The 18,900-nt window shown below is 60.5% G+C and carries 9 protein-coding genes; 2 read left to right on the forward strand and 7 right to left on the reverse strand.

Annotated features, from left to right (window positions below):
- Positions 1–107 precede the first annotated feature (107 nt).
- Positions 108–659 carry a hypothetical protein gene (locus tag FBY02_RS18885; protein ID WP_144929757.1) on the forward strand — a complete coding sequence of 184 codons (552 nt, stop codon included), beginning with the start codon at positions 108–110 and terminating at the stop codon, positions 657–659.
- 302 nt (positions 660–961) lie between these two features.
- On the opposite strand, the gene FBY02_RS18890 is transcribed toward FBY02_RS18885, so the two are convergent.
- The 7 genes from FBY02_RS18890 to FBY02_RS18920 form a co-directional block, all read right to left on the reverse strand.
- Positions 962–1,828: an ABC transporter permease gene (locus tag FBY02_RS18890; protein WP_144929758.1), complete on the reverse strand. Its 867-nt coding sequence runs from the start codon at positions 1,826–1,828 to the stop codon at positions 962–964.
- Between the two features lie 12 nt (positions 1,829–1,840).
- Positions 1,841–2,701 carry an ABC transporter ATP-binding protein gene (locus tag FBY02_RS18895; protein ID WP_144929759.1) on the reverse strand — a complete coding sequence of 287 codons (861 nt, stop codon included), beginning with the start codon at positions 2,699–2,701 and terminating at the stop codon, positions 1,841–1,843.
- A 5-nt stretch (positions 2,702–2,706) separates the two neighbouring features.
- Positions 2,707–3,732 carry an ABC transporter substrate-binding protein gene (locus tag FBY02_RS18900; protein ID WP_144929760.1) on the reverse strand — a complete coding sequence of 342 codons (1,026 nt, stop codon included), beginning with the start codon at positions 3,730–3,732 and terminating at the stop codon, positions 2,707–2,709.
- A gap of 37 nt (positions 3,733–3,769) precedes the next feature.
- Positions 3,770–4,672: a TauD/TfdA family dioxygenase gene (locus FBY02_RS18905; protein ID WP_144929761.1), complete on the reverse strand. Its 903-nt coding sequence runs from the start codon at positions 4,670–4,672 to the stop codon at positions 3,770–3,772.
- A 431-nt stretch (positions 4,673–5,103) separates the two neighbouring features.
- Entirely contained in the window at positions 5,104–6,471 is a 1,368-nt protein-coding gene (locus tag FBY02_RS18910; protein ID WP_144929762.1) for an HlyD family type I secretion periplasmic adaptor subunit, read from the reverse strand.
- Positions 6,461–8,617, reverse strand: a complete 2,157-nt coding sequence (locus FBY02_RS18915) for a type I secretion system permease/ATPase (RefSeq protein ID WP_144929763.1) — start codon at positions 8,615–8,617, stop codon at positions 6,461–6,463. Before FBY02_RS18915 ends, FBY02_RS18910 begins: the two co-directional genes overlap by 11 nt.
- Positions 8,618–8,654: 37 nt before the next feature.
- Positions 8,655–10,004 (reverse strand): TolC family outer membrane protein, encoded by a 1,350-nt coding sequence (locus FBY02_RS18920; protein ID WP_144929764.1) that lies wholly within the window; start codon positions 10,002–10,004, stop codon positions 8,655–8,657.
- A gap of 356 nt (positions 10,005–10,360) precedes the next feature.
- Here FBY02_RS18920 and FBY02_RS18925 point away from each other — a divergent pair, with 356 nt between their 5' ends.
- On the forward strand, positions 10,361–18,793 hold the full coding sequence (locus FBY02_RS18925) for a retention module-containing protein (protein ID WP_144929765.1): 8,433 nt from the start codon (positions 10,361–10,363) through the stop codon (positions 18,791–18,793).
- Positions 18,794–18,900 lie beyond the last annotated feature (107 nt).

An 18,900-nucleotide genomic window follows, 5' to 3' on the forward strand; every position in this document is an offset into this window, starting at 1 on the left:
GTACGCAAGCCGGTCTTAAAGGTTTCTACTGCTCTTGCGTCTATCCACGGCGCTCCGGCAATTGAGCGTCAACGGAACGCTCAGATCGTCTACTAGAGGACAGCATCATGAGCAATAACCAGACAACCAATATTAATGACGACCTCAGTAATGAAGTGCTTGAAAAGGCACATCTGGAGAAGAGAAAAAAGTTAAGATCTGCAATCAGAGTATCTCTTGACAAGCTTAAACCCTCCATCTTGGAGCCTGAGTCGGCCAACATCGATTCAAACAACATCAAAGGTAAAACGAGCGAAATCCCCTGGCGAACCGATACGCTTTCAGGGAGCACGGGTAACTACAAAGGAGAACTAACTTTTCAGCATCGTTATGTTGATGGACGATTGCAGTTCAAAACGACTGCATACCGAATAACTCGAAGCAATGGTCAAAGTGGTGGGAATAAAGCCAACATTAACATTCTTATAGATAATTCGGCTGGGCAGTGGTCAAGCTTTTCTCCCGACTCGATGTGGCAGGACGGACAATGGCATCCCTATGAGCGAAACACCGACATGAGAATTTGGGATAAATGGGCAACGGTATATATCCTATTTATTTTCGATAAACCGAATGCCCCCGACCCTGACGTAACTGTTTCGAAGCAGTACTACTATTAAGTTCTAATCGACGCCTGAAAAGTAACAGCGTCGAAGCCAGACCACCTAGCAGGTCCAACCCTTGAAACAGTACCTGACGAGAAAACATATTATGCCAAGGCAACTCTAATGTGATGTTTATACTTTCGATGGAGCTAGGCTAGCCGGGATAAGGACATCACCCTATCTGCTCAGGTTAACGATAGCTTGGAACTAATCCTGTTTGTCTATTCTATTGTTGGACTACGGCCCTGTGAGCGCGAGCTTGCTCGCGATGACGTCAGCCCAGGCAACCCAAAACCCGGGCGAGGAGTCTTACCTGCTCAACGCTGCATCCCCCAGCGCCTCACCGTCACCCGCTCCAGGCTGTCGAACACCAGGTTTTCCACCAACAACCCGATCAGAATCACCACCGCCAATCCGGCGAAGACCTTGTCGGTGTATAGCTCGTTGCGGTTCTGGAAGATGTACCAGCCCAACCCACCCTTGCCGCTGGTGGCGCCGAATACCAGCTCGGCGGCGATCAGGGTGCGCCAGGCGAAGGCCCAGCCGATCTTCAGCCCGGCGAGGATCGATGGCAGCGCCGCCGGGATCAGGATGAACAGCACAAAGCGCACCCCCCTGAGCCCATAGTTACGCCCGGCCATGCGCAACGTCTCGGACACACCAAGAAACCCCGCGTACATGTTCAGCGCCAGCGCCCACAGCACCGAATGCACCAGCACGAAAATCAGGCTGTTCTGCCCCAGGCCAAACCACAACAATGCCAGCGGCAACAGGGCGATGGCGGGCAGTGGGTTGAACATCGAGGTCAGGGTGCTGAGCAGGTCGCGGCCCAACTGCGTCGACACCGCCAGCGTGGTCAGCCCGAACGCCAGCACGATCCCCAGCAGATAGCCCTTGAGCAGCACCACCAGGGAAATCCACACCTTGCCCAGCAGCTCGCCGCTGAGCAGACCGTCGTACAACGCATTGGCTGTTTGCAGGAAACCTGGCAGCAGCAGGTCATTATTCTGGTAACGGGCCACGGCTTCCCACAACACCGCCAGCAGCAACAGGATCAGGCTCTTGCGCAACCAACCCTGTTGCCAGAGCCGTTGGCCGAGCGGCAATTCGCGCTCCAGCGGCACCTGGGTCAGAGGCTGCAGGTCAACTTCGTATTCTTCGCGCACGGGCGATAACTGGCTCATGGAACGCTCCCCTTAATACGCGATGCGGATGTCGGCGAAATCCAGCTCACGCTCGCTGTCCGGCGACTGGCCCTCATTGAACAGCAGCCGATGAATCCGTCGCGCCGTCTGCTGGAACGCCGCGCCACCCAGGCTGTGCAAGTCGTATTGATGGCTGTGGATCTCCGCCCGCACCCGCCCCGGATGCGGCGACAGCAACAGGATGCGATTACCCACCACCAACGCCTCCTCGATGGAATGGGTGACAAAGAGCAGCGTGAAACGCACCTCCTCCCACAGCAGCAGTAACTCTTCCTGCATCTTGCGTCGGGTCAGGGCATCGAGGGCGGCAAAGGGCTCGTCCATCAGCAGGATTTTCGGTTGCATCGCCAGCGCCCGGGCGATGGCGACACGGGCTTTCATGCCGCCAGACAGGGTATGGGGATAGGCATCGGCAAAAGCGGCCAGCCCTACCTTGTCCAGGTAATGCAGTGCCCGCTCTTCGGCCTCGCGACGCTTGAGAGTGTGAGACGCCAACAGGGCGAACATTACGTTCTGCTTGACAGTTTTCCACGGTGGCAGCTGATCGAACTCCTGGAACACCACGATCCGGTCCGGCCCCGGGGCACTGACGGTTTGCCCCTGCAAACGGATCTGGCCTTCGCACGGCGCGATGAAACCGCCGATGGCCTTGAGCAGCGTGGACTTGCCGCAACCGGACGGGCCGAGCAGGACAAACCGGTCCGCCGGATCGACATCGAAACTCACCCGGTGCGTGGCCCGCACCACGCGCTGCGGGGTGCGGTATTCCAGGCTGACGTTATCCACCGACAACAGCGCCGTATCGGTGGGGATGGGATTGCTGGCCGCGCGGCCTTGCAAAGGCGCGTTCATGACCATCAGCTCCCTTGCAACGGTTTGGCGTCCTGGAAGAAATAGTCCTGCCACGACGCCGGCTTGTTCTTGATCGCGCCGACGCGGTAGAGGAATTCGGCCAGCGGGTAGGTATTTTTCGGCGTAACAGTGAATTCGATCTGCGGGTTGTCGATGATCTTCAGCAACGTCGCCCGGTCGATCTTGGCCTTGGTCACCCGCAGGTAGGTATCCGCCGCCGCGCCCTTATCCTTCTGGGCGAACTCGGCCGCTTCGGTCAACGCCTCGACGAAGGCCTTGTAGGTCTTCGGGTTTTCCTCACGGAATTTCTCAGTGGCAAACAGCACCGTGGGCGAGTTCGGCCCGAGCACGTCATAGGAATTGAGCACCACATGGACATTGGGGTTCTCCAGGGCCTGGTCCTGGAACGGCGGGTTGGAAAAATGCCCGGTCAGCTCCGTGCCGCCGGCAATCAACGCCGCCGTGGCATCCGGGTGCGGCACTGCCAGGGTGTATTTGTCGAGGCGGTTGAACTCCTTGTCGCCCCATTGCTTGGCAGCGGCGTATTGCAAGAATCGCGACTGCACCGACACGCCCACCGCCGGCACCGCGATACGGTCCTTGTCGGTGAAATCGGCAATGGTCTTGACCTGTGGATTGTTGCTCAGCAGGTAGTAGGGAAAGTTGCCCAAGGAGGCCACGGCCTTGACGTTCTGCTTGTCGCGGGTACGGTCCCAGATGGTCAGCAACGGCCCGACCCCGGCACCGGCGATGTCGATGGAGCCCGAAAGCAGCGCATCGTTGACCGCCGCGCCACCGGACAACTGGGTCCAGTCGACCTTGATGTCGATACCTTCCTGCTTGCCGTATTTCTCGATCAACTGCTGGTCGCGCACCACGTTCAACAGCAGGTACACGATGCCGAACTGTTCGGCGATGCGAATCTCGCCCTCGGCCTGGGCGCTGGGCGGCGCCACCAGACTGCCGGCCAACAGGCTGAACCCCAGGCCGATGGCGGCGGCCAACGGTGCGAAAGCAATGCGTTTGGACATGATGAATCTCCGGGCTCTTTGCGCAAGGCGCAGCCGATCAGAAAGGGGCATCGCCCTGGATGGTGGTGCGATACAACTTGCGGCGCAGATGACTCGGGCAGCCGGCCGCCAGGTGGATCAGTGAGCGGTTGTCCCAGAACACCAGGTCATGGGGCTGCCATTGATGGCGGTAGATGTTCTGGGGAAGCACGCTGTGGGCATACAGCTCGGCCAGCAGCACCTGGCTTTCGTCTTCCGGCAGGCCAACGATGCGGGTGGTGAAACCCTCGCTGACAAACAGCGCCTTGCGCCCGGTTTCCGGATGAGTGCGCACGATTGGATGCACGACTTCAGCGACTTGGGCCAGTTGCTGCGGGGTCAGCGTCGGCCGCCAGTTGCCTTCGAATTTGGTCTCGCTGTAGCGCGCCGTGTAGGAATGCGCCGCCGAACGGCCTTCGACTGCTTTGCGCAGCGCTTCGGGCAGGCCATCCCAGGCTCTGTGCATGTCGGCGAACAATGTGTCGCCGCCTTCGCTCGGCAGCTCCTGGGCGTGGAGCATCGAGCCGAGGCTGGGCAGTTCTTTATAGGAAAGATCGGAATGCCAGAACTTGCCGGCATCACCCAGGCCAATGGATTGGCCGTTTTCGATGATGTTGGAAACAATGAGGATTTCCGGATGCCCGGTCAGCAGGAACTGCTTGAGCACGTGGATCTGCAATACGCCGAAGCGGCGACTGAAGGCGATCTGCTGTTCGGGGGTGATGCGCTGGTCGCGAAACACCACCACGTGATAATCCAGGTGGGCGCGGTGGATGCGGGCAAAGTCCTGGTCGTTGAGCCGCCGGGACAAATCCAGCCCAACGATCTCAGCGCCCACGGCGCCGTTGAACGGACGGATTTCGAAGGACTGCGGCGCGATGTTGGCGGCGCTTGGATCCGGAGAATAAGAGACGGCTGGCATACATCACTCCCACGCACGGCACGCCTTACTGACGCGCCTCGATCAAAACTCACGGTTGAACCGTGTTGGTTTGTGTCGTGCGGCGCGCCGATTAGTCGGCAGGTACGCAGGAGGATGACTTTATCGATATAAGAAAATTAAATTAAATACCGATAAAGAATAACCATATGATTTTCAGCCCGAGAATACAGAACCTGTGGGAGCAGGCTTGCTCGCGAAAACATTGTGTCAGTGACAGACTCATGTCTGATCCAACGCTATCGCGAGCAGGCTCGCTCCCACAGGGATCGGTGTTAATCACGGCCTAGCTGGCAGTACAAAACCAATGTGGGAGCCAGCCTGCTCGCGATGGCGGAGTGGCAGCGACATTTCAGTCATTGACCCAATGCTTTCGCGAGCAAGCTCGCCCGCATAGAGAATGAGGCGCAGCCTTACCGCTCGTGCAACGCCTCGGCCCGGGCCTTGATGATGGGCTTGAGCAGGTAGCTGAGCACGGTTTTCTTGCCGGTGATGATGTCCACCGAGGCCACCATGCCCGGGATGATCAGCAGCGGTTTGTCATCAGTGCCCAAGTGGCTGCGCTCAGTGCGCAGCTTGATGATGTAGTAGGTGGTTTTCTTGTCTTCGTCGGTGACGGTATCGGCACCGATCTGCTCCAGCTTGGCTTTCAACCCACCGTAGATGGTGTAGTCATAGGCGGTGAATTTCACCGTGGCGTCCTGGCCAGGGTGCAGGAAGGCGATGTCCTGGGGACGGATTTTCGCTTCCACCAGGAGGGTGTCGTCCAAAGGCACGATTTCCACCAGGTCGCTGCCAGGCTGGATTACGCCGCCGATGGTGTTGACCAGCATTTTGTTGACGATCCCCCGCACGGGCGACGTTACCAGGGTGCGGCTTACGCGGTCCTCCAGGGCCTTGCCGGTCGCCTGGGCCTTGTTCAGGTCGGTGCGCGCCTCGTTGAGCTGGGTCAGCGCTTCGCTGCGGAATTTGCCGCGGGTCTCGTCGATCTTGCGTTGCACTTCCTTGATCGCCGATTCGGCGCGAGGAATCGCCAGTGTCGTGGCATCCAGTTGTCCGCGGGTCTCGACTTCAGCGCGCTTGAGCCGCAGCACTTCCACCGGCGATACCGCGCCCTGGGCCACCAGGGGTTCGGACATGTTGATTTCCTGACGTTGCAAGGCCAGACCGGAACGGTACTGCGCCTGCTTCGAAACGAACTCGCGCAACTCCTGCTGACGCTGCACCAGTTGTTCCTGCAACCCGCCAATTTCATCGTGCAACTGCTGGCGACGACTGATGTACAGCGACTCTTCACTGGCGGCCTGACCCGGCACCGCCTTGAGTACGTCGGCCGGGAAATTCAGCGGCCGGTCGTCGACCTCGGCACTCAATCTTTCGACTCGCAACAGCATGGACAGGCGATCCGCCTCGGTTTCCCCCACATTCGAGACAAACCGCGTGTCGTCCAGGCGAATCAAAGGCGCACCGGCCTCGACGATCTGCCCTTCCTTGACAAACAGCTCGGCGACGATGCCGCCCTCCAGGTTCTGGATCTTCTGGATCTTGGACGACGGAATGGCCTTGCCGTCGCCCTTGGTCACTTCATCGACCACGGCGAAGTTGGCCCACAGCACCAGGAACACAAAGAACGCGATGATGCCCCAGATCGTCAGGCGCACCACCCGCGGAGCGTCTTCGATCAGGGCCTTGTTGACCTCCGGCAGGGGTTGTCCGCGAAGCGAAGCGGAGCCTTTGAAATAGCGGCCCACGGAATCCTTGAAACCCGACTTAAGCAACACTGATCTGCCCCTTCTTCAACGCTTCCATCACGGCAGCTTTCGGGCCGTCGGCCAGGATCTGTCCACGGTCGATCACCAGCAGGCGATCCACCAGCGACAGCAAGGATGCCCGGTGCGTCACCAGCAGCACGGTCTTGTTCTCAACCACGGCGGCCAGGCGCTGCTTGAGGCGCTCCTCACCGGTGTTGTCCATGGCGCTGGTGGGTTCGTCGAGCAACAGGATCGGTGGGTTGAGCAGCAACGCTCGGGCCAGGGCGACGTTCTGGCGCTGACCGCCAGACAGGTTCTGCCCGCGTTCGCCAACCTGTAGCTCATAACCCTGGGGATGCAGGCGCGCGAACTCATGCACGCCCGCCAGTTCGGCGGCTTGGAGCACCAGCTCGTCTTCGACATAGCGGGCGCCTGAGGTCAGGTTATCCCGTAGGGTACCGGCCAGCAGCTGGATGTCCTGGGGGACGTAGCCGATGTTGTAGCGCAGCTCGCTGACATCGATCTGGCGGATGTCCACGCCGTCCACCAGCAAGGCGCCATCGTCCGGCTGGTAAAGGCCTACCAGCAACTTCGCCAGGGAGCTCTTGCCCGAACCGCTGCGGCCGATGATGCCGATTTTTTCACCCGGCTTGATCACCAGGTTGATGTTCTTCAGCGCGGCGTTCTGCTGGTTCGGATAAGTGAAATTCAACTGCCGGCATTCAATGGCGCCCTGCAGGACCTTGCGGCTCAGCGGGCGCTCTTCGAAATTGCGCTCCTGGGGCAGTTCCATCATCTGGTCGACGGACGTCATCGTCACCCGCGCCTGCTGATAGCGGGTCAGCAAGCCCGACAGCGATGCCAACGGGCTGAGGGCGCGGCCACTGAGCATGTAGCAGGCCACCAGCCCACCCATGCTCAGGTTACCGGCGATGATCAGGTAGACACCGAAGACAATCATGATCACGCCAGCCAGCTGCTGGATCAGCAAGGTGATGTTCATCGCCAGCCCGGAGAGCATTTTTACCCGCAGTTCGAGACGGCTGAGGGTGCCGATAGTCTGCTCCCATTGGTATTGGCGCTCGCTCTCGGCATTGTTGACCTTCACCGCATCCAGGCCGGCCAGGGTCTCGATCAGGCTGGACTGGCGCTCGGCGCCCAGGGCCATGGTTCGTTCCATGGTCGCCACCAACGGCTTCTGCAAGGCATAGCCGATCAACAGGGCAATCGGGAAAGCCAACACCGGAATCCACACCAGGTGCCCACCGATAATCGCGATGACCATGAAGATCAACAGGGTGAACGGCAAATCGATCAGGCTGGTCAGGGTCAGCGAGGCGAGGAAGTCCCGCAGGCTCTGGAACTCATGGATATTCTGGGCAAAGCTACCGACCCGTGCCGGACGGTACTTCATCGCCATGCCGACGATTCGCTCGAACAGCGTGGCGGAAATGATCAGGTCGGTTTTCTTGCCCGCCAGGTCCAGGCACAGGCTGCGCAACATTTTCAGGATCAGGTCGAACAGGTAGGCACCGGTGATGCCGATGGCCAACACCCACAGGGTCGACTCGGCCTGGTTCGGCACCACGCGGTCATAGACGTTCATCACGAACAGCGGCGCGGCCATGGCGATGATGTTGATCAGCAGGCTGGCGGCAATCGCATCGGCGTACAGCCAACGAGAACGCTTGAGGGTGTCGCGAAACCACGAACGCGCCCGGGGAATGAGCGTGCCGTGGTTCACATCGAATTTGTGCTGAGGTTGGGCGAAGAAGACCTTGCCGCTGTAATCGTCGGCCAACAGCTCACGGCTGACCGTCACCTCCCCGCCGTCGCTTTCACTGAGCAGTAGCCGCGCCTGATCGTCGCCGACCCAGCCCAGCAACACCGCACTGCGACCCTCGTTGAGTAGCAACAGGGCCGGCATGGCAATGGTCGGGATCTGCTCGAGCCGGCGTTGCAGCACCCGGCCTTGCAAGCCGGCCCGGGCGGCCGCACGCGACAATAATTCGACGCTCAGCCGCTGCTTGGGCAGTGGCAGCCCGGTGGTCAGCATCGCCGCGCTGGCCGGTTTCTGATGCAGCATGCAGAGCGCCAGCAACCCGTCCAGCAACGGGTCGTCATGCAGCGTGCGCGGGTCATGGACTAGTTCGACTCGACTGACTTCTGATTCCACGCTCTGCACTCTTTACTGATCAAACTGGATGGATGACTCAATTCATCCCAGGTAACTGGACCTTGGGTTTGACGTCGTTCTGCACAACGGATGCCAACGGCGCGACGACGCCCTGACTTTTGAGCAATTCACCCATGGTTGCCTTGATCCGGTATTGGGTGAACAACTGTACGTTCTTGATTTCCGCCAACCGCCGGGAGGCGCTGAACAGCTCGTTTTCGCTGTCGAGCAGGTCGAGCAGGGTCCGCTCGCCAAGGCTGAACTGCTTTTGGTAGGCGTTGCGCACGCTGGAGCTGCGGTCCACGTATTGCTGGGCAATCGGCACCTGGGCATTGGCGTTGTTGAGGGCGTTCCAGGCCAGGCCCAGCTCTTCGGTCAATTGGCGCAGGGCGTTGTTACGGATGTCCAGGGCCTGGTTGGACAGGTAAGACTTGGATTCCAGATCGGCTTTGTTACTGCCACCGGCATACAGGTTGAAACGCATGCGCAGCATGGCCTGCCATTCATTGTTGTGACCGTTCTGGCCGTCCAGATCGTTGTCGGCGGTGCGGCCCAGCTCGGCGTCAAAGCGCGGGTAGAAGCTCGACTTGGCGGCTTCGTACTGTTTCTCGGTGGCAACGATGTCTGCTTCAGCTGAACGCAGTACCGGGCTGTTCTCCAGCATCTGGGCGCGAGCTTCCGTCAGGTTGGCCGGCAGCAGCGCCATAAAATCGGCGGGACGCTCCAGCTGGTCGGGCAATTGCCCCACGGCACTGAGGTAGTTGGTCTCGGCGTCGGCCAGATTGGTCTGCTCGGTGATCAGGTTGTTGCGGGCCTGGGCCACGCGTGCTTCGGCCTGGTCGTGGTCGGCACGGTTGCCCACGCCGCGCTCGGTGCGCAGCTTGATCTGATCGAAGATGCGCTCGTGGCTTTTGAGGTTCTCTTCGGCCAGGCGCACGAACTCGCGCCGGGTCAGCACATCCAGATAAACCTGGGCCACGGTCAGACCGGTGCGCTCGGAGGTATCGAGCAACGAATAGGCACGGGCATTAACGGTGGCTTGTTGACGCCCCACTTCGCTGGACGTCGCAAAACCGTCAAAAACCATTTGCGTCACACGCAGGCTCGACTCGCTGCGGTTCAGGGTTTCCCAATGATTGTTGCTGCCCGACCGGGTGGTAACACTGTCAGTGCCTTCGCGACCGTACCCGGCTGCGAGGTCGACCCGAGGCAGGTAACCGCCCTTCGCCGCCTTGAGTTGGTAGTCAGCCGCCAGGCGGCTGTTCACTCCGGCCTGGATTTCAGGGTGCACGTTCAGCGCCTGTTGCATAGCCTGCGGCAAGGTTTGTGCTTGTACGAAGCTGGCGGCCAGAGCAAAGGGTAAAGCCATGAACAAATGCGGACGCATGATGTGTTTTTTTCCTGAAACGCTTGTCTTGGATCACAGCGAAACGAGGCGCTGCATCGGATGATGGCAACCGGAATGACCGTATGTCGGAAAGTTCGAAACTGGTACTGAAACTTGCACCGAAAGGACAGGTCGCCGCTTAAATATCAATGTGACATTACCTAGACGATTGTTTAGGATGGCCGGCAGAAGGTCAATAGTTTGGCAGAAACAAAACCCATTGGATCTATAGCCAAAATATTGACACAGCAGAGCGTCAAATACCCTTATTAAGTTAAAGCCAAAACGTCCAGACCGCCGCCCATAGCTTGCGGACTCATGGAAGTTTACTGAACGTGGCACCCGGAGAGTCTTCAATGAGCAGCGTTATTGCCGTCGTCAAAAGCATTGTCGGTCAGGTTTTCGCCGTATCCCCGGAGGGTATCCGGCGCGTACTCATTGAAGGCGATCGTCTGTTCACAGGCGATCAGTTGGACACCGGCCCTGCCGGTGCCGTCACCTTGGAACTGGCCGACGGCCGCACCCTCGACCTGGGCCGAGACACCCAGTGGAGCGCCAACGCCCCGGACTCTTCCACCGACCTTGCGCAGGCCACTGCCCAGGCCGCGCCATCGGTAGAAGAGCTGCAGCAAGCCATCGCCGCCGGTGCCGACCCGACCACCGCCCTGGAAGCCACCGCCGCCGGAGCTGGCGAAGCGAGTGCCGGTGGTTCCGCCGGGGGCGGCCACAGCGTTGTCGTGCTGGATGCTACGGCTGGCAGCGTCGACCCGACTGTCGGTTTCCCGACTGAAGGCCTGAGCGTGGCTGCCGCCGCTGATAACAACATCACCGGCCTGGCCACCAATGCCAACGCCAACACCGCTGCCAACACTCTGATCAATTCGACGCTGACGCTGAGCGCCACCCCGACACTGACCGAAGCCGGCGGCGTGCTGGTCTATACCGCGACCGTGACCCAGGCCCCCCTGACCGACCTGACGGTGACGCTGTCCAATGGCTCGGTGATCGTGATTTCCGCCGGCCAGACCACCGGCAGCGTCAACGTCCCACTGGCACCGAACGACACCGTCTACAACGACCCAAGCCAGATCAGCGTGACCGTGACCGGCACCACCGGTGGCAGCGGCATTGCCGTGACCGTGCCCACCACGCCAGCCGTGACCCAGATCACCGACACCATCGACACCACCAACGTCACCCTGACCGCCGGCGAGACCGTGACCGAAGGCGGGCAGATCACCTACACCGCAACCTTGACCAACCCGGCGCAAACGCCAGTGACCGTGACCTTGAGCAATGGCTCGGTCATCACCATCGCTGCGGGCCAGACCACCGGTACCGTCAACGTCGAGACACCTGCCAACGACGTCTACAACAATGGCAGCACAGTCAGCACCACCATCACTGGTGCGACTGGCGGCAACTTCGAGAACCTGGTGCCGAGCACCGCGCCTGCGGTCACCACGATCACTGATTCGGTGGACGACACTGGCCTGACCCTGAGCGCCAGCGAAACCATCACCGAAGGCGGCCAGATTACCTATACCGCCACGCTGACCAATCCGGCCCAGACCCCAGTCACTGTAACCTTGAGCAATGGTTCGGTTATCACCATCGCTGCCGGTCAGACTACGGGTACCGTCAATGTCGAGACGCCAGCCAACGACGTCTACAACAATGGCGGCACCGTCAGCACCACCATCACCGGCGCCACCGGCGGCAACTTCGAGAACCTGGTGCCGAGTACCACGCCTGCCGTCACTACCATTACCGACTCGGTGGACAACACTGGCCTGACCTTGAGCGCCAGCGAGAACATCACTGAAGGCGGTTCGATTGTTTACACCGCAACCCTGACCAACGCCGCGCAGACTCCGGTCACCGTCACGCTGAGCAATGGCTCGGTGATCACCATCGCAGCCGGCGAAACCACTGGCACCGTCGCGGTGAATACGCCTGCCAACGACGTCTTCAACAACGGCAGTACTGTCAGCACCACTATCACCGGTGCGACCGGCGGTAACTTCGAAAATCTGGTCCCGGACACTACGCCTGCGGTTACCACGATCACTGATTCGGTGGACGACACTGGCCTGACGCTGAGTGCCAGCGAGAGCATCACCGAAGGTGGATCGATTGTTTACACCGCAACGCTGACCAACGCCGCTCAAACGCCAGTGACCGTGACGCTGAGCAACGGCTCAGTGATCAACATCGCTGCGGGCGAAACCACCGGCACCGTTGCGGTTAATACACCTGCGAATGACGTCTACAACAATGGCAGCACCGTCAGCACCACTATCACTGGCGCAACTGGCGGCAACTTCGAAAACCTGGTGCCAAGCACTACACCTGCGGTTACCACGATCACCGACTCGGTGGACACCACTGGCCTGACCTTGAGCGCCAGCGAGAACATCACTGAAGGCGGTTCGATTGTTTACACCGCCACCCTGAGCAACCCTGCCCAAACCCCGGTCACCGTGACGTTGAGCAACGGCTCGGTCATCACCATCGCCGCCGGCGAAACCACCGGCACCATTGCTCTGGAGACATCGCCCAACGACGTCTACAACAATGGCAGCACCGTCAGCACCACTATCACTGGCGCAACTGGCGGCAACTTCGAAAACCTGGTGCCAGACACCACGCCAGCCGTCACCACGATCACCGATTCGGTGGATAACACAGGCCTGACTCTGAGTGCCAGCGAGAGCATCACCGAAGGTGGATCGATTGTTTACACCGCAACGCTGACCAACGCCGCTCAAACGCCAGTGACCGTGACGCTGAGCAACGGCTCAGTGATCAACATCGCTGCGGGCGAAACCACCGGCACCGTTGCGGTTAATACACCTGCGAATGACGTCTACAACAATGGCAGCACCGTCAGCACCACTATCACTGGCGCAACTGGCGGCAACTTCGAAAACCTGGTGCCAAGCACTACGCCTGCGGTTACCACGATCACCGACTCGGTGGACACCACTGGCCTGACCTTGAGCGCCAGCGAGAACATCACTGAAGGCGGTTCGATTGTTTACACCGCCACCCTGAGCAACCCAGCCCAAACCCCGGTCACCGTGACGTTGAGCAACGGCTCGGTCATCACCATCGCCGCCGGCGAAACCACCGGCACCATTGCTCTGGAAACATCGCCCAACGACGTCTACAACAATGGCAGCACCGTCAGCACCACTATCACTGGCGCAACTGGCGGCAACTTCGAGAACCTGGTGCCGGACACTACGCCTGCGGTTACCACTATCACTGATTCGGTGGACACCACCGGCCTGACCCTGAGCGCCAGCGAAACCATCACCGAAGGCGGCCAGATCACCTACACCGCCACGCTGACCAACGCCGCTCAAACACCAGTCACCGTCACACTGAGCAACGGCTCGGTCATTAATATCGCTGCTGGCGAAACCACCGGCACCGTCGCGGTGAACACACCTGCGAATGACGTTTACAACAACGGCAGCACCGTCAGCACCACCATCACCGGCGCCATCGGTGGAAACTTCGAGAACCTGGTCCCGGACACTACGCCTGCGGTCACCACGATCACCGATTCGGTGGATAACACTGGCCTGACGCTGAGTGCCAGCGAAACCATCACCGAAGGTGGTTCGATTGTTTACACCGCAACCCTGACCAACGCCGCGCAGACTCCGGTCACCGTCACGTTGAGCAATGGCTCCGTCATCACGATTGCGGCTGGCGAAACCACCGGCACCGTCGCGGTGAATACACCCGCGAATGATGTCTACAACAACGGCAGCACTGTCAGCACCACCATCACCAGTGCTACCGGTGGCAATTTCGAGAATCTGGTCCCGGACACTACGCCTGCGGTCACCACGATCACCGATTCAGTGGATAACACCGGCCTGACCCTGAGCGCCAGCGAAACCATCACCGAAGGCGGCCAGATCACCTACACCGCGACGCTGACCAACGCCGCTCAAACACCAGTCACCGTCACACTGAGCAACGGCTCGGTCATTAATATCGCTGCTGGCGAAACCACCGGCACCGTCGCGGTGAACACACCTGCGAATGACGTTTACAACAACGGCAGCACCGTCAGCACCACCATCACCGGCGCCACCGGTGGAAACTTCGAGAACCTGGTCCCGGACACTACGCCTGCGGTCACCACGATCACCGATTCGGTGGATAACACTGGCCTGACTCTGAGTGCCAGCGAGAGCATCACCGAAGGAGGTTCGATTGTTTACACCGCAACGCTGACCAACGCCGCGCAGACGCCAGTGACCGTGACCCTGAGCAATGGCTCGGTCATCACCATCGCGGCTGGCGAAACCACCGGCACCGTCGCGGTGAATACACCTGCGAATGACGTCTATAACAACGGCAGCACCGTCAGCACCACCATCACCGGCGCCACCGGCGGCAACTTCGAGAATCTGGTACCAAGCACCACGCCAGCGGTCACCACAATCACCGACACCATCGATACCAGCACCGTTTCGCTCAGCGCCACGTCGACCATCGCGGAAGGCGGCACTGTCGTCTATACCGCTTCGGTCAACGCACCAGTGACCGATGCGCCGCTGGTTGTCACCCTGTCGAACGGCCAGACCATCACCATCCCGGTCGGCGCGAGCTCCGGTTCGGTGAACTTCATCGCACCGAATGATGCCCTCGCTGGCGGCAATAGCCTCAGCGTCAAGATCGACGACGCCAAGGGCGGCAACTACGAAAAACTCGACATCGACGGCAAGCCGGCCAATACCGCGGTCACCGATGTCCAGGACGACACCGGCCTGAGCCTGAGCGCCACCGGCACGGTTGCCGAGGGTGGTCAGATCACCTACACCGCGACCCTGACCCATGCCGCCGGCACACCGGTTACCGTGACCTTGAGCAACGGCGCGGTCATTAATATCGATGCCGGCAAGACCACCGGTACTGTCACCGTCGACGCGCCGAAGGACGATGTCTATCAGGATGCCGGCAATGTCCAGGCGACGATCCAGTCCGCCACCGGCGGCAACTTCGAGCACCTGGTGCCGAGCACCGCGCCAGCGGTGACCGCCGTCTCCGACACGGTCGACAACACCACCGTCAGCATCAGTGGCAGCTCGTCGGTCACCGAAGGCCAGGCCGCGACCTACACCGTCAGCCTGACCAACCCGGCGCAGACCGAGGTGACCCTCAAGCTCGTCTACAGCGGCACCGCGGCCGACGGCACGGACTTCACTGGCGTCTACACCGTCAAGATCCCGGCCAACGCCACCAGCGCGACCTTCAACGTGGCGACGCTGGACGACAAGATCACCGAAGGCACGGAAAACTTCGTGGTCAAGATCGATTCGGCGACCGGTGGCAACTTCGAGCACCTGGCGATCAGCAACACCAATGGCAGCGTCAGCACTTCGATCATCGACAACGATGCGCCACCGGTACTCGACCTGGACGCCAACAATTCCAGCGGCAAGACCGGAGCCGATTATCAGGTCACGTTCACCGAAGGCACCACGGGGCCAGGCGTGTCGATTGGCGATACCGACCTGAAGATCACCGACCCGGACAGCACCCTGCTGACCGGCGCCACCGTCGTGCTGACCAACCGCCAGCCGGGCGATGCGCTGAACCTGGGCAACAGCGTCAACGGTATCAGCATCAACGCCAACAGCACCAACGGCACCGTCACGCTGACGCTGTCGGGAAATGCGACGCTGGCCGACTACATGCAGCAGATCAAGAACATCACCTTCATCAACAACAGCGAAGACCCGAGCAGTGTGCCGCGCATCATCACCGTGACGGTGACCGATGGCAGCAACTACTCCAACACCGCCACCACCACCGTGAACGTGGTCGGGGTCAACGATGCACCGGTTGCCACGGGTGGCACAGTGACGGGCACCGAAGACACTTCGCTGGTCCTCGGCTGGTCGACCTTTGGCGTCAGCGACGTGGATAGTGCCGCCGCCAGCCAGGGCGTGAAAATCACCGGTCTGCCAGGCGACGGCAAGTTGCAGTACCTGGACGGCACGACCTGGAAAGACGTGACCAACAACCAGACCTTCACCAAGGCTGACATCGACGGCGGCAAGCTGCGCTTCACACCGGACGCTAACGAATCCGGCGCCAACGGTAACCCGACCGGCGTGGGCGATCAGAAGTCCGATTACGCACAGATCCAGTTCCAGCCCACCGATGGCCAGGCACTGGGCAACACCGGGACCGTGAAGATCGACATCACCCCGGTAGCGGATGCACCGAGCCTGAGCGTGGCCGGCAACAATGTGACCTCCACCGGCCTGATCAAGGAAGTCTGGACCGGCCTGTCGGGCCTGGGCACCGATGGCAGCGGCGCGCCGTCCGGCACGCTCAAGTCGGTGATCGATGCCGCCGGCACACCGAACAGCACCAGCACCGTGACCAATGTGCAGTCCGATAGCAACGTGAACGCCGGCACGGCCTCAAAGACATCGGGCCTGATCTACCTCGAAGCGGGCAAGACCTACACTTTCAGCGGCACCGGCGACGACAGCTTGCTGGTTACCGTCGGCGGCAAGGACGTGGCGGCCATCACCTGGGGCGCGGGCGGCAAGTTGAACGGCTCGTTCACGCCGACCACCAGCGGTTACTACACCCTCGATATCTATCACCACAACCAGACCGGCCCGGGCAGCTATGACGTGAACCTGTCGGTCAACGGCGGCACGCCCGTCGACTTGAGCGGCGCTGGCGTACCGCTGTACACCAGCGTGACCGACCTGACGAAAGCCGGCGTGACCGTCTCCGACCTGCACGGTACCAATGGTGAAGGCTACTACGACGGCTACAAACTCAACGAAGGCGCCGAAGGCACCAGCGTGCATCTGTCGAAGATCACCACCGCGCTGACCGACACCGACGGCTCCGAGAAGCTGAGCGTGAAGATCGGTGGCATGCCGGAGGGCAGCGTGCTGACCGACGGCGCGGGCCACACCGCGACCGTGGGCAGCAACGGCGAAGCCACGGTCAGCGGCTGGAACCTGGGCAGCCTGACCCTGACACCACCGGCCTACTACAACGGCCACCTGGACCTGACCGTAACCTCCACATCCACCGAAACCCTCGGCGGGTCCGCCGTGACTACCGCGCATATCCCGGTCACCGTGTACCCGGCGGTCTACAACGCGGCGACCGCCACCTCGGGCAGTGACAACGTCACCGGTACCGATGGCAACGACGTCATGGTTGCCGACATCGGCGGGCTGACCGTCGTGCCGGGCGTCAACTACAACATCGCGTTCATGGTCGACAGCTCCGGCAGCATGAGTTCGTCGTCCATTGCCGCAGCCAAGAACTCGTTGACCCAGGTATTCAATACCCTCAAGCAGAGCCTGGGCAGCAACTCCGGGACCGTGAACATCTTCCTGGCGGACTTCGACAACCAGGTGAACAAAAACGTTGCGGTGAACCTCAATGATCCGAACGCGCTGACGTTGCTCAAGAACGTCATCGATTCGATGGTCTCCGGCGGCGGTACCAACTACGAAGACGTGTTCAAGACCACGGCGAACTTCTTCAACAGCACCCAGGCCCTGAGCAATACTGGCGCGAAAAACCTGACGTACTTCATTACCGACGGCCAACCGACGCTCTACCAGTCCGGCGAACAGACGAACCCGACCCTGTACGGCACCGTCAAGCTCGATGACGTCTTGAGCGCGGCCAACTACACCCTCGGCAAGTACTACACCCAGTCGATCGACAGCACGCACAAATACACCATCTACGAAAACGGTGACATGTACCTGTCGACCAAAAACGGCAAAAACTGGAACGACAACTATGTCGGTACCGTGCACGCCGAGGGCAACGGCACCTTCGAGTTCTCCTACGTGGACGGTAGCGGCTACGCCGATTCCTGGGCAGCGACGGGTTCGAGCGCCAGCTTCACCCTGCTCAAGGGTCTGAGCAATGTCGAAGCCATTGGCCTGAACAACGGTGTGACCCTGAACGACCTCAAGCCGTACGACTCGGATGGAGTACCGCAGACCAACATCGACCCAAGCAACCTGGCCAACTCGATCATCGGCCACACCGAAGCGACCCTGCCGGGCGCCGACACGGTCAACGGTGGCGAAGGCAACGACATCCTCTTCGGCGACCTGGTGAGTTTCAACGGCGTCACCGGCGAGGGTTACCAGGCCATCCAGGCGTTCGTGGCCCAGCAGAGCGGCGTGGACGTCAGCAAAGTCACCACCAGCAACGTGCACCAGTACATCACCGAGCACTATACCGCGTTCGACGTATCCGGTGCCCATGATGGCAACGACACGCTGCTGGGTGGCGGCGGCAACGACATTCTCTTCGGCCAGGGCGGTAACGACTCGCTCGACGGCGGCAAGGGCAATGACATCCTGCTCGGCGGTACTGGCAACGACACGCTGATCGGCGGTCAGGGTCATGACACGCTGATCGGTGGCCTGGGCGGCGATACCTTTGTCTGGAAGGCCGGGGACACCGGCAACGACGTGATCAAGGACTTCAAGGCTGCCGATGGCGACCGAATCGACCTGCGGGATCTGTTGCAAGGCGAGTCCGGCAGCACCATCGACCACTTCCTGCAGATCAGCACGGTCGATGGCGTGTCGTCGTTGCAGGTCAGCACCACCGGCCAGTTCAACGGCGCCAACGGTGCATCGGCCGCGCCGGACGTGACAATCAAGTTGGAAGGCAACAACTGGTCGAACGTCAACCTGAACACGTTGATCGCTGGCAGTGACCCGACCATCAAGGTCGATCACAACAACAGCTGAACCTGACACGCCCCGTGGCGAGGGAGCTTGCTCCCGCTGGACTGCGAAGCGACCCCAAGAAAGGGCCGCTTCGCGCCCCAGCGGGAGCAAGCTCCCTCGCCACAATA

Origin of the sequence: Pseudomonas sp. SJZ078, assembly GCF_007828255.1 — a bacterium.
GTDB lineage: Bacteria > Pseudomonadota > Gammaproteobacteria > Pseudomonadales > Pseudomonadaceae > Aquipseudomonas.